At 58.3% G+C, this 12247-nt stretch carries 12 protein-coding genes; 6 read left to right on the forward strand and 6 right to left on the reverse strand.

The features are described from left to right. Nucleotides 1-117 precede the first annotated feature (117 nt). From AC3WQZ_RS14665 to AC3WQZ_RS14690, 6 genes are read left to right on the forward strand one after another with little or no spacing between them, the layout of a single operon-like run. A complete protein-coding gene (locus AC3WQZ_RS14665) occupies nt 118-1167 on the forward strand; it encodes a glycosyltransferase family 4 protein (protein WP_168163306.1) in 1050 nt (349 codons plus the stop codon). Beyond that, a complete protein-coding gene (locus AC3WQZ_RS14670) occupies nt 1164-2324 on the forward strand; it encodes a glycosyltransferase (protein ID WP_010813798.1) in 1161 nt (386 codons plus the stop codon). Before AC3WQZ_RS14665 ends, AC3WQZ_RS14670 begins: the two co-directional genes overlap by 4 nt. Next, on the forward strand, nt 2321-3145 hold the full coding sequence (locus tag AC3WQZ_RS14675) for a glycosyltransferase family 2 protein (RefSeq protein ID WP_081645101.1): 825 nt from the start codon (nt 2321-2323) through the stop codon (nt 3143-3145). Before AC3WQZ_RS14670 ends, AC3WQZ_RS14675 begins: the two co-directional genes overlap by 4 nt. Continuing rightward, on the forward strand, nt 3136-4371 hold the full coding sequence (locus AC3WQZ_RS14680; RefSeq protein WP_010813800.1) for an oligosaccharide flippase family protein: 1236 nt from the start codon (nt 3136-3138) through the stop codon (nt 4369-4371). The genes AC3WQZ_RS14675 and AC3WQZ_RS14680 overlap by 10 nt, the downstream gene beginning before the upstream one ends. Next, nucleotides 4364-5713 carry an O-antigen polysaccharide polymerase Wzy gene (wzy, locus tag AC3WQZ_RS14685; protein WP_010813801.1) on the forward strand — a complete coding sequence of 450 codons (1350 nt, stop codon included), beginning with the start codon at nt 4364-4366 and terminating at the stop codon, nt 5711-5713. Before AC3WQZ_RS14680 ends, wzy begins: the two co-directional genes overlap by 8 nt. Continuing rightward, nucleotides 5694-6593 (forward strand): glycosyltransferase family 2 protein, encoded by a 900-nt coding sequence (locus tag AC3WQZ_RS14690; protein WP_010813802.1) that lies wholly within the window; start codon nt 5694-5696, stop codon nt 6591-6593. The genes wzy and AC3WQZ_RS14690 overlap by 20 nt, the downstream gene beginning before the upstream one ends. Nucleotides 6594-6606: 13 nt before the next feature. On the opposite strand, the gene AC3WQZ_RS14695 is transcribed toward AC3WQZ_RS14690, so the two are convergent. The 6 genes from AC3WQZ_RS14695 to AC3WQZ_RS14720 all read right to left on the reverse strand — a co-directional run. Then, nucleotides 6607-7482 carry a glycosyltransferase family 2 protein gene (locus tag AC3WQZ_RS14695; RefSeq protein ID WP_081645100.1) on the reverse strand — a complete coding sequence of 292 codons (876 nt, stop codon included), beginning with the start codon at nt 7480-7482 and terminating at the stop codon, nt 6607-6609. Further along, on the reverse strand, nt 7482-8510 hold the full coding sequence (locus AC3WQZ_RS14700; protein ID WP_010813805.1) for a glycosyltransferase family 2 protein: 1029 nt from the start codon (nt 8508-8510) through the stop codon (nt 7482-7484). Before AC3WQZ_RS14700 ends, AC3WQZ_RS14695 begins: the two co-directional genes overlap by 1 nt. A gap of 123 nt (nt 8511-8633) precedes the next feature. Then, on the reverse strand, nt 8634-9578 hold the full coding sequence (locus tag AC3WQZ_RS14705; RefSeq protein WP_168163305.1) for a glycosyltransferase family 2 protein: 945 nt from the start codon (nt 9576-9578) through the stop codon (nt 8634-8636). A 2-nt stretch (nt 9579-9580) separates the two neighbouring features. Beyond that, a complete protein-coding gene (locus tag AC3WQZ_RS14710; protein WP_010813808.1) occupies nt 9581-10636 on the reverse strand; it encodes a glycosyltransferase family 2 protein in 1056 nt (351 codons plus the stop codon). 130 nt (nt 10637-10766) lie between these two features. Beyond that, nucleotides 10767-11633 (reverse strand): alpha-1,2-fucosyltransferase, encoded by an 867-nt coding sequence (locus AC3WQZ_RS14715; RefSeq protein WP_010813809.1) that lies wholly within the window; start codon nt 11631-11633, stop codon nt 10767-10769. Next, a partial coding sequence (locus AC3WQZ_RS14720; RefSeq protein WP_492300788.1) for an FkbM family methyltransferase occupies nt 11630-12247 on the reverse strand: 618 nt, incomplete at its 5' end. The genes AC3WQZ_RS14715 and AC3WQZ_RS14720, both read right to left, overlap by 4 nt.

Consider the following 12247-nt stretch of genomic DNA (forward strand, 5'->3'; position numbering starts at 1 on the left):
GCATTGCAGATCGCAGGCGAACGTGCGGCGGCGAGCGGTCATTTGACTTCACATCGTGCCGCCCCGATAGTAGGGCCTGCCCTCCGCGTTGTGCAACCGCACAACCACAGTATTGTCATGCTCTTGCCTATTTTTCTCGTATCGCGTAATGGGGTAAAGAACACGGGCGGCGTCGAGCGCGTCGTACATCTTCTCCAGAGTGACCTCAAACGGCATGGCGCCGAAGTAACCCTGGTCGACGAAGCCATGGTTTTACCACAGTTTCTGTGTGGCAAGCGCCTTGCGCAGTTTGCCTTTCCAATCGCGGCATCGCTGTGGCTATGGGCCAGAAGATTATCTGGTGGCAAGTTCGTGACCATTTCCAACTCCTCGTACACACCGCTCTATCCTGCTGAAGCAGTAATCGTTCACGGTTCCGCGGCTGGTTATATCCGGGCCTTGACTAAGTCGGGCAACCGGTTTCTGGGGATGAGGCTTCTGGCCCGCCTCGAAGGCCTGACAATGCGCTGCGCGCAGCACGTGATCTGCGTCTCGGAAGCCGTCCTCGACCTGTGCATTGGCCACCATGGGATACCCGCAAGGAAATGCCGCGTGGTCCACAATGGCATTGACGCGAGCGTGTTTCATGCCGGGCAGAAATTCACGAACGGCCTCGTGCGGCTGGGCTTTGCGGGACGCCTGGAATATGGCAAGGGGTTGCCTTATCTGATCGAGATAGCGCGCTGGATCGGCACGCAACCCACCATGCGGCTGGTCATCGCAACGACGAGCGACGTGCCGACTACCCTGAAGAATCTCCCCGGCGTCACAATTGTCCCCGGCTTGGCGCCGGACCAGATGTCGACGTTCTACGACATGATCGACATCATGCTGTTGCCCTCCCTCTTCGAAGGGTTCGAGCTTGTCACACTCGAGGCACTGGCTTCGGGCGTCAGTGTACTAGGCACGCGGGTGGGCGCCTGCGATGTGTTCCTGCGGCAAGGCGTGCCCTGGGTCAGCGAACTGCCGACAGACACCAGTGATTTCGTCAGGCAAGCTGCGTCGATTTTTGAGCGTCTGCGACGCAATAGCGACCCCGCTCGCATGCACGCATTCATTGAAGAATCCTTCTCCACCGAGCGCTTCTGCAAGCAGATTCGCGCACAACTGCAATTACGAGATTCGTGAACGTTCTGCTGATATCACCCAATGGGCTTCAGGAGCTTTCCGGAGGCGGCCTCTATCTCCGCTCGCTGGCCCAGGCGCTTTGCGCCGCCCAAGGCGTCGACCAGCTGACAGTCATCTGCAAGGACATGGGCAATGGGGAAATATTCGAGTTCCCTGCCCACTGCAAACGCATTTACCTGAAGAAGAACACGCTCCGGGATGTGGCGGCACGCGTGCGACTGTGCCCCACCTACTTGATGACTTACCGCTCCCTGCTGATGCGCGAAGCGCGCGCCGCGGACGTCACGCTGTTCCACAATTCCCGCCTCGGAAGGCTCATGTCCGACATTCGCAAAAAAGTGCCCGGGAGGACATACGGGATACTGAGCGACAACGTGGAAGCCGAACTGAAGCGCCAGCACATTGGGGGAAATATGTTACGGCAAGTAAGTAATGCGTTGGACACGCGGCTTATTCGCCACGCGGAGGCCCCGTGCCGCTCCGCGGACTTCATGACCTTTATCACTGAGGCCGACCGCACGCTGTTCGACAGCCATTACGGCATGCCCGCGCGCACAGGCATATTGCCCATCTCGCTGTCTCGTGGCGAGCCCGACGCGCAACGCCTGGTGGATTCCGCCGCCCATCCCCAGATTCTGTTCACCGCCCATTTCGGCTTTGCACCAAATCAGACCGCCTTGCATCACTTCGCCGAAGTGGCAAATGCGTTCAAGGAAAGCGCCGATACGCCCGTGCAGTTCGTCGTTGCGGGCGCCCGTGCGGCGGAAATGGCCGCACCCTACCCCTGCCTGCAGGTCATCGACAATCCCGATCCCGACCGGATGTCCGCCGCCTTTGCCTCCGCCGCGGTCTACCTGGCGCCGGTCAGTTGGGGCAGCGGCATGAAGACCAAGGTCGCCGAGGCGTTGTCGTATGGCATCCCGGTGATCTGCATGCCAAACGCTGCGGTAGGCTATGAAGCCATGCTCTCCGACGAGCGATATCGCGAAGCCATTAGCGTCGTTGAAAATGTGCCACAGATGGCACGCACACTTCACAGAATTTTACAAACCCCCGATCAGGGCTCCCTCCGGAATGCTGCATCTGCAGCATTCGATGCCTTATACTCGCAGGCGTCGCAGACTCGGCGGCTGGAACTGCTACTCCTTGCAAAATGATCAAATCGAGCGCGAAAAGACTGGTTAGCATCATTACTCCCGTGCATAACGATGGGAAGTATATTGGCGCGACCGCCATTTCGATTCTGCAGCAGAGCCTCACCGACTTCGAATGGATTTTGGTCGATGATGGCTCGAATGGCGAAACGGCAGTCGTGCTCGCCCGTCTTGCCGCATCTGACGCGCGCATTCGAATCATTACAAATCCGGTGGCATACGGTCCCGCACGCGCGCGCAATATCGGTATCGCGGCCGCATCTGGAGAATATGTCGCATTTCTCGATGCTGATGACATCTGGGATGCAAATAAACTTGAACAGCAGGTCACGTTTATGCGCAACCATGACGTGGATTTCAGCTATCACGACTATATTCCGTTTGAGGACGGCAGTGGCCGCCCATTATCGAAGATTTGCGGGCCGAACCGGCTGACGCTGTTTTCCCATAACGCACGGCGCGGCGTGGGATGCCTGGCAGTAATGCTCAAGCGGAAGATCGCCGGCGACGGGGTGTTTCCGGCCATGCCGCCTGGCCTGGTCGCGGAGGATTTTGCGGCTTGGGCGATCCTCATCAAGGGTGGCCTGCGCGGCGAGCGCCTGCCGAAGACGCTGGCATGGTACCGCGTGCGCAAGCGGTCGTTCTCGTCGAACAAGTTCCGCTCGGCGCATTCAGTCTGGTTCATCATGCGCACGATGGAGGGCTTCGGCAAGGTCACGTCGGCGTTCTTCCTTGCGAGCTTCCTGTTCACAGCGATGACCTCACGGATGGTGGCCCGTGTTTCCAGCCCTTACCAGACACTGGCCGCGCCTCCATGGCATTGAACGCACTGATCTCTGGTCTGGGCGTTCTCCTGAAGTTGCTCTGCGGCCTGGCCGCGAACAAGATCCTGTCCACGCAGTTGGGACCGGCAGCCTTTGGGACATGGGGAAATGTCTTCAGCCTGGCCACGCTCTACACGACGTTCTCGAATGGCGGCATCTCGCAAGGGCTGATCGCGCGGTTGTCCTCACCGACACAGGACGATGCGGCGCGCGCACGGTGGCTGGCCGGCGGGTTGCTGTTTGTGCTTGGTGTGCCCGTGCTGATCGCCGCCTGGCATGCCGGATTCCGGCAACTCGGCGTGGTCAGCGGCGCCAAGGCGCTCGGCCCGCTCGCCGCACTGGCGCTCGGTCTGCTCGCTGCACTGGCGTTGCAGATCCAGGCCACCGTGCTGGCACAAGGGCGGTCGCGGCTGAATGCCATCGTAGTTGCGCTATCGGGTGTCACCGCACTGCTGAGCTACTGGCTGTTCGTCCTGCCTGGTTCGATCCCGAGCGCGGTCCGCGCACTGGTCATCAGCTTTGCCACAACGCTCGCGATCTGGCTGGTGGTGGCCGCCTCCACCCGAACGCACTGGCATGCCGGCATCACCGCCTTGCGCGACGGTTGGCCGGCAGCCCGATCGCTGGCACCCTATGTCGCTATCGCGCTCGCACCGGCCGTCGTCGGCACCGCGGCCGTGATCGCCGTCCGCGAAGTCGTGTCGACGCAGGTCAGCCCGGAAGCGGCCGGCCTCTGGCAAGGCATGTTTCGCATCTCCGACGCCGTCGTCGCCATGGCGCAAGCGGTGGTCAGCTTCGTGCTGCTGCCCGAAGTGTTCCGGAGCGATGCGCCGCGCCAAACGCTAAAAAAACGTCTGGCCGGCTATGCTCTTCTCGTTGTGCTCGGCTTCATCGTTGGCGTAGCAATCCTGTGGCGCGGCGCCGACCTCGTGGTCAAGGTGCTCTACTCCGAGCAGTACGCGGGCATCTCACCCCTGCTCTGGATCGAACTGCTCGGCGATGCCTTCAAGGCCCTGGCAATGCCGTTCGTCGCGTTTTTCATTTATCAAAGGAATCTTCGGTTTTCCTGGGCGCTCGAGTTGACGTTTTCGGTCTGCTTCGTACTGGCCACCTACATACTGACCGGTTTGGCTGGCCTGGCAGGGGCAGCGGTCGCGTACGCCTGTGCGAACCTCGCCCTGCTGATTGTTGCTTTTGTATTGTTTTTTGGAGCCCAGGATGCCTAATTTTTTCTTTCTGGCAACAGTGGCGCTGGTAATTGCCAACCTGATCAGCGGTGCCTACGGCGTACTCGCCTGGCAAGAACCCATTACTACGCTGACATTCTTTGTTTGCATATACCGGGTCAGCAAGGCGTCTTCCAGCCGGTTCAATCCGGCAATGCTGCTTTGCCTGACCACGACGCTCTTCCTGCTCAGCCGTTTCCTGATCACCTATTTCTTTGGCTGGTCCGACTACCGCTACGGCGACTGGTTCCGCATGGGGCCGATGAACGACCATACGGTGGCGCTGTCGCTGTGCGGCATCAGCCTGTTTTTATGCGGCATTGCATTGTCGGCAGGCAAGCTCGGCAACGTCCCGGTGCGCAATGACCAGTCTCTTGGCACCTTCGCATTACGCTCCGGCCTGGCACTGCTGCCCTTTGCGCTTTATCGCGTCTATATCAATATTGACACGTGGCGCAATGGCGACTATCTCGCGCTCTACAAGTACGGTGGTCCGAGCGGCATTCCCTATGCGCTCGGCGGCTGGCTGATTTTCTGTGTCTTTATGTACCTGGCGTCGCGTCCCAAGCAGCGTTCGGCATTCATGGCATATGGCTTCGGGCTGGTGCTTTGCGTACTGGACATGCTCAAGGGGGCGCGTGGTATTCCAATGGCGCAGATCATCGCGCTGACATGGCTGCTGGTCATGACCCAGGAACTCAAGGTTTCGTGGTGGAAAGCTGCTTGCGCCGCCATCGGCCTCGCCATCGTTGCCGATATTGTGGGGCGCGTTAGAGTGGGCATTCCTGTTGCAACAGCAATTTCGTCCGATCCGTTCGAAACACTCTTCGGATTCGCTTACGGGCAGGGTGTCAGCCTGATCTTCATCGAGTCCACGGCTACGCACCTTGTAAGGTTCACACCTGTCGACGGATTGCGCGCGACCTTCGCCACCTTCCTCGACGGCTATCATCGAATGCTAGGTGATCTCGCTGCCGGTCAGACGCTGGAATTCGTCAAGCACACAGCCAGCCTGGCGCATCGCATATCGTTCATCGTCGATCCGAAAATGTACCTCGAAGGCAAGGGCATGGGCGGTTCTGCAGTGGCAGAGTCCCTGCTGTATTCGCGGCTGTTCGGGCCGCTCGTCGCTGGCCTTTTCACCGGCATGTGTTTGCGCCTGCTCCACCGCGTAGCCAGGGCCTCGCCGCTCGGCCTGTTTGTCTTCGCCGCCACGCTGCCCTTTTTCCTCCTGCTGCCGCGTGAAAACCAGTTGCTCTTCGTGGTTCCGATGCTGAAGGCATCGCTGTTTGCTACGATCTTTTACGTCATCGCAAAATTCCATGTCAGACAGCCAGCCTAAGGTGACCGTCGTCGTTCCGACCTACAAGCGCGCTCACCTGCTTGCGGACACGATTCCGTCCTATCTGCAGCCAGAGGTCGCACAACTGGTACTAGTGGACGACTGCTCGCCCGACAATACGCCCGAGGTCGCGAAGGCGCTCATGCAGCGCTACCCGCAGGTCACCTATCTGCGCAACAGTGCAAACGGGAAACAGACCACTTCGAAGAACCGTGGCAAGGCACTGGCGCAGACGGAATTCATCTACTTCGGTGATGACGATTCCATACTGAATCCCGGCGCTTTGGGGATTCTGCTGCAAACAGCAAAGGACACCGCCAGCGATATCGTTGGCGCCTCCGCCCTATACCTGCGCGACGACAAGGACACGGAAGCCGCCGTCATCGAGCGCCGCAAGCTTGCGAGCAAGGCAGACGATGTGGTGAACCTGAGCAGGCTGCGATTCGATTTCGCGGCCAGAATGCCTCAAGCCGTGGAGGTGCCTGTATGCCACGCATCGTTCCTGATTCGGGCGGACGCGGCCAAGGCCATAGACTTCGACACGGGCTACGTCGGCAACTGCTATCGCGAAGAAACCGATTACCTAGTGCGTTGCCGTGCAAGCGGACTCAAGATTTCATATGAGCCCCGCGCATTGCAGATCAACCTGCCTCCGTCTCAGGCCACCGGTGGTGCCCGTGGACGTGGCAGGTTGTCGTATGAGAGTTATGCGCTTTACAACACCGCTCGGTTCTTGCTGAAGAATCAGCAAGCCTTGAAACAGGCGGACCGACGCTGCAATGTCGCGCTTATGCTGGGCTGGTACGTAAGGGGGCGGGTAAGCGCCGCCTTGGCGCGGGCAGCAAGCGGTCTTTCGCGAAAACTCTCCGGACGGTCGTAGCCAGTCACGACGCCTACGATCGCGAAGCGCTTGCCAAGAGCTTCTGGATACGTTCAACAACGCTGGCAGGCACTGGGTCCTCCACACGGCGGAAAGCCAGCCCCTTGTCCATGCCTGGCAGCGCAGCCAGTACGTCCACTGCTGCCTTTACGGCACTGGACAGTGCCGCCAGGACGGCATTGGTCCATTGCTGCCGGTCGATGAACATCCGCAGTTGTGCACGAAGAAGATGTCTTCGCGCGACCAACGTCGACGTCACACTGTAGTTTCCCTGTCGGTACGCCAGCAAGGTCTCGTCAAGGCATGCAAACCTGCTCGCCGTACAGCTACGCAACAGCAGTTCCTGGTCTTCCGCACGCCTGACTTCCGGAACGCGATACCGATGCTTGCGGAACCAGTCCGCCCGGCCCATCCATGTGGGATGCGGCAATGGGATACCGCGCCACGGACGCGCGCAGATCGCCTCATGAGTTTCGCGAAACGGCAGGAATCCGACAATGGACCCATCATTCCGGAATACCGCTGCCCGACACCCTACCAGATCGACTTCGGGGTGTTCCTCCAGAAACTGGTACTGACGCTTCAGTCGCTCCGGAAAGCTCAGGTCGTCTGCATCCATCCGAGCAAGGTAGCGACCGCGGGTCAGATCGACACCCTGATTGAGGCGTGCAGTCAAACCGAGCTGAAAGCCATCCGAGACAAGCCGGATACGTGCGTCGTGCAACCCCAGCACGAGTTGGGCAGTGCTATCCGTGGACCCATCGTCAAGCACTATGAGTTCGAAATCCCCGAAAGTCTGGGCCAGAATGGAACGTACCGCCGGAATAATCGTCCGTTCGCCATTACGCACAGGTAGCAGCACGGTGATCGATGGGATTTGCTCAGACATTACTTGTCGCCGCCATACTCGCCTGCGGGCGGCAGCTTGCGTTGTCGACCCAGTACAAAAAGAACTCCATTCTTGGTCCAGCGTATTGGCGCGCGAACGGGAGCCGGAACCTTCGGATAAATCGCAAAGAAGATGCGCGCGAGACCTTGCAATGTGAGGAGTCGCTTACGGCGATAGCTCGCGATAAGCTGGTCGAAATACACGGCAGGCTCGGGTTGCGCCACCCCGTACTTCAGGAATCCACGACGCGAGCGTATGTGGTACTTCTCGAACAGCCGGTACCATTGCTCCCAGATCTCGGGCTCTTCGGCTACTTTGTGCGCGATCTTTTCGAACAGGATCGAATACTCGTAAAGCTCGATTTGCCCGCTGTCCCGGCATACCTCCGTGACCTGATGCGCCGCGTTCGTCGGCGTGCAAATCAGCGGCCTGGTGCTAAAGGCGAATGGCGTACCGCTCTGGAGGATACGGATATAGAAATCCAGGTCCACCAACCATTTCATCCGTATATCGTATTCGAGCGAGAAAGCGCGACGATAGATCGTGGTACTCGGCGCACCGACGAAATTGCCTGCAAACAGCACCTCCGGCATTGCACGCAGCGCCTGCATTTGGCTCTCGGTGGCTCGATGAACACGCTGATGACCCGTTGCGACATCAATGATCAGCGTCGCACAGAACGCAAACCCAGCATCGGGATGGTCATCGAGTAGCTGCACGAAATCGCCCAGCGCATCCGCATCGGTAAAATTGTCGTCATGATGGAGGATCTTCAGGTAGTCGCCCGAAGCGAGACGCAACGCGGCGTTCCAGTTCTCCGGTGAACCCAGCTGCTTGGCATTTCGCACATATCGCAAGCGCCCGCCGAAATCGAATTCAGAAAGCAATGCTTCCACGGAATCATCGGGCGAATCGTCGGTAACGATCACTTCATAATCAGTAAAACGCTGATCCATTACCGACTGCAGCGTCTGGCGCAGAAAGGCCACCTGCTGATAGGCCGGAATACAGATGGAAACTTTAGGCATAGGCCCCTCTGATAATATCGGTCACACATGATCCACGCATCCATGACCATCTTGCCGGACCCACCGGGAACACACGAGCGCCTTGCCTAGCCCTTTCCTTGATAACGTTACGCATAGCGTCCATCAGACCGTTCTTTCCAACCTGCGGATAATGCCGAGCACGACCCGACGGTAAAGACGGTTCTTCGTTGCACGAGGCGCTTCCGCCGAGGGCGCGGCAAGCGGGGCCACTGCCGTCACAAAATAGTCACGCGCCCAATAGAAGCGACTGAGGAGTCCTTCCTTGGTGCCTTCGACAATTTCCTTTGAGCGGTCCCACATGCGTTTATTCTGCAAGTCCTGCTCGGTCTGCGTTTTGGGGCGCGTCAACGACAAATTACTATTGCGCGGCGCGGTGCTTACGTAGTAACTGCAGGTGAACGCCTCGATCACGGCCGGCTCATGATAGAAACCCAGCCGGATTAGGAAATCCCAGTCCTCGGAACGCGTCAACGCTTCATTGAAAGGCTCTTCTCGCAGTTCGTCATGCAGTCGCGTGCGGTCAATCAGAAAGCTATGGATCGGGATGAAGTTCTCTGTCCACAACGCCTTCAGGGAAAAGCTCTTGCGCACGAAGGGAGTGGTTTCCTGAATGACCTCGAACTGCTCATTCTCCTTCTTCAATACAGTTTGAGCATAGGCCCATGTGCGGCCAGTGTCTTGCAGGACCGTTACAAGGCGCTCCAAGTGATCCGGCTCCAATGCATCATCGTCGTCCAGGAAGCCGACGTAGCGACCCTTCGCCACAGCGATGCCAAGATTGAGATTTCTTGCGCGCTGGTCTTCATTTGTCGGATTGTGCGCCACACGGTATTCGATACTGGGCACCAAGGTGCCGAGGCCGCGGAGGTACTCGAGATATCCCTCGTCGGTGCCTTGGTACACCAATACGACCTCAAGCGGACGATAGCTCGAGCGCCCAACGCTTTCGAGCGCGCGCGCGATTTCGCGATGACGACCTCCAACGCTCCGCACCACTAGCGTTGCCATCTCCTGCCCTGCAAGTCGATTCTCTTGCGGAACTGGCATCTTCAATTCCCCCACATCAACAACCGCTTGATGGCATTGCGGCATCTCCGCTGCACTGCACTGGCCGAGCCTCGCATCGTCCTGGCCAGATCCGCCGACGGCGGAGGCAGATATGACTGCGCCTCCACCACTGCCGATCGGCGATACGATTGCAGACCTGTCTCTGTCAGCACCTTGCGGAATCGCTCTTTTAGAAGATCGTGCAACGCCCGCCCGTCCCAGAAACCCGACGCCGCGTTGGCGGCCTCAAGTTTGGCGAACCAATGCGCAATATCATTGAGATACTCAGGCGTCGCAGCGTACCGTTCGAGGATCAGACTTTCATGCAATTCAGAATCCCGCGTGTCGAGCTCAACACCTGCCTGAGCGAACATCCAGCCTCGCACCTTACGCGACGCCAAATACTGGTGATTGGATTCGCTCGTGCTGACCTGCTTCTTATGCAACCGGTAGTGCAGCAACAGGTCCGGCAGATTGGCGCTACGCACTTCCTGGGTGAAGCGGCTCCACAACCAATAGTCTTCCGCGTGCGGAAATTCGTTGGTGTAAACCAGCTTGCGCTCATCGTAAACAGAGCGGCGAAACATCAGTGCCGGATGTGCCAACGGGCAATAGAACATCAACGCGACACGAATATCGTCGTGCGATGGCGGAAACTGGAATGTATAAGGCGTCGCGATACTGTCGAAGAAGCGGATGGCACCGCCTACGACACCAACGTCGGCATGCTGCTGCAGAAACTCCACCTGCAGTCTGAAGCGGTCCGGCACACAGATGTCATCGGCATCCATGCGCGCGATATAGTCGCCTTTACAGAAACCCAAGGCCTTGTTGAGCGTGTTGACGAGACCAAGGTTCGTTTCATTCTCCACGATCCTGATGCGAGGATCCGCAAATGACCGCGCAATCTCAAGCGTATTGTCCGATGAACCGTCGTCAATGAGTATGACCTCTAAGTTCTCGTAGGTCTGGGCCAGCACGCTTTGCATAGCCTCGGCCAGATGCTGTTGCGCGTTGTACGCTGGCATTACGACGCTGATCAAAGGCTCGCCTTTCATTCAATTTCCGCCCTTTCAGTGAACACTGTCACATCCACCGGTGACGCGTCACTGTTTATTGATTGATCTCTAAAGACTAATTTCACTGCAACGATACATCTCATTGCCGATGCGTTCGATCGAGTCCGTTTCAGAGCTTTGTCCACGTCGGCGGCAGCAGATCTCTCGTATCGTACTTCTCATCGCGAAACCACTGCGCTGGCGCAATCACTACCTTCTTCTCTGACGCATTCAGCCACGCGCCCCACCAGCTGAAAGTGCTGTTGGCAATGATGTGGTGACGGCAGGCTGACATCAGCCGCAAATCCTCATAGTTCCGGGCGGAGTCGTTGTGGCGGACATACCGCGTCTCGTGTCCGAGATGAAGGTTCCCCGCAACCCAGTCCGGGTCGTCGGAGAAAACATAGAACGTCGGTTTCACACCGATGTTTTCCGCTACATACCTGGCAGCCCGCATGTAGTAGTCCAGGGAACATATTCCATGCACGGCATTGGCCGATGCATTGGTCACATAATCACCACGGCGGACGTGAATGGAAACTGCGCCCTCGTCGCCGCCGATACGTGCCAGCCATTCGGCATTTTCCGAAGTGGGCGGGGTGGCAATCTGAAAATCGCGGCGCAATTCCTGTGTCATTTCCGCGAAATAGCTCTCGCTTTGCCAGTACCCGTCAAGGTACGTACCGTCAGGCAGCTTCATGACCTCAGGATCCACAGCGAAACCGCGTTCGCGAAACACGCGCAATTCGGTACCCAGGCCAAAGCGTCGCAATGCCTTGGCCCACCGATTCTCAGCGCGCCCGCTGGGTATCTCGCGGTCTCCGGCCTGCACGGCCTTTAATGCAAAATGGTGCAGCCCGTAGTTGTGCAAGGGATAGTCGGCGAAGCCACTGCTGTCGATCTTCAACGGCACCCCAAGCCGCCGCGCCAGTGCCCGGCCCGCCGCGTACTGGAACATCTGGTTTCCAAGACCACCGATCACTCGCGTGACGATCATTCCTCCAACTCCTTGCTTACCCAGTTTTCCCAAATGAAAGGGAATTGATATGTCACGCGATGCGTTACAGCAAGCCGTTGCTGGATCGCCGCCATCCGTGCTTCCGCGTCAGGCACGAAATCGTGAAACTGAACCTGAAGTCGGCGGATTTTCCGTATAAGGCCCGTGTCGATCAGGTGATCGAGCAGGTCGTACTCGGCGCCCTCGATATTCACCTTCATCAAGTCAACTTGCGATACATCCTCGGCTGAAAACACCTGCTCGGGCGTGACGACGCCAATTTCCACTATGTCTTCGCCCTGCAACTGCATGGACGATGCATCACCGGCAATCGAGATCTGGAACGTGCCCGCACAGCCACCAAGGCCCACCGCATGGAGACGGATCGCGTCGTTCTGCTCGAAACGACGCGCGATCTGCTCCACATACGATGGTACCGGTTCGAAAATGTGAATGTGGCAGCGATACCGTGCGTAGATGTCGCTCGCCCATTGTCCTTCGAACCCACCGACATCGAACACGATCGATTGGGACGTCAATGGGTAATCGACGCGCAGAGTACGGTCGCCATCGGCCGCCACCCATTTCCGGTACGAAATCTCCTTCAATGAAGG

The organism is Cupriavidus sp. FW305-26 (genome assembly GCF_058787975.1).

Excerpts from the sequence above, each read along its gene's own strand:
- wzy (WP_010813801.1), top strand. The coding sequence starts at position 4,364 with ATGCCTAATTTTTTCTTTCTGGCAACAGTGGCGCTGGTAATTGCCAAC.
- AC3WQZ_RS14695 (WP_081645100.1), bottom strand. The coding sequence starts at position 7,482 with ATGTCTGAGCAAATCCCATCGATCACCGTGCTGCTACCTGTGCGTAAT.
- AC3WQZ_RS14690 (WP_010813802.1), top strand. The coding sequence starts at position 5,694 with ATGTCAGACAGCCAGCCTAAGGTGACCGTCGTCGTTCCGACCTACAAG.
- AC3WQZ_RS14715 (WP_010813809.1), bottom strand. The coding sequence starts at position 11,633 with ATGATCGTCACGCGAGTGATCGGTGGTCTTGGAAACCAGATGTTCCAG.
- AC3WQZ_RS14710 (WP_010813808.1), bottom strand. The coding sequence starts at position 10,636 with ATGAAAGGCGAGCCTTTGATCAGCGTCGTAATGCCAGCGTACAACGCG.
- AC3WQZ_RS14665 (WP_168163306.1), top strand. The coding sequence starts at position 118 with ATGCTCTTGCCTATTTTTCTCGTATCGCGTAATGGGGTAAAGAACACG.
- AC3WQZ_RS14700 (WP_010813805.1), bottom strand. The coding sequence starts at position 8,510 with ATGCCTAAAGTTTCCATCTGTATTCCGGCCTATCAGCAGGTGGCCTTT.
- AC3WQZ_RS14680 (WP_010813800.1), top strand. The coding sequence starts at position 3,136 with ATGGCATTGAACGCACTGATCTCTGGTCTGGGCGTTCTCCTGAAGTTG.
- AC3WQZ_RS14705 (WP_168163305.1), bottom strand. The coding sequence starts at position 9,578 with ATGCCAGTTCCGCAAGAGAATCGACTTGCAGGGCAGGAGATGGCAACG.
- AC3WQZ_RS14675 (WP_081645101.1), top strand. The coding sequence starts at position 2,321 with ATGATCAAATCGAGCGCGAAAAGACTGGTTAGCATCATTACTCCCGTG.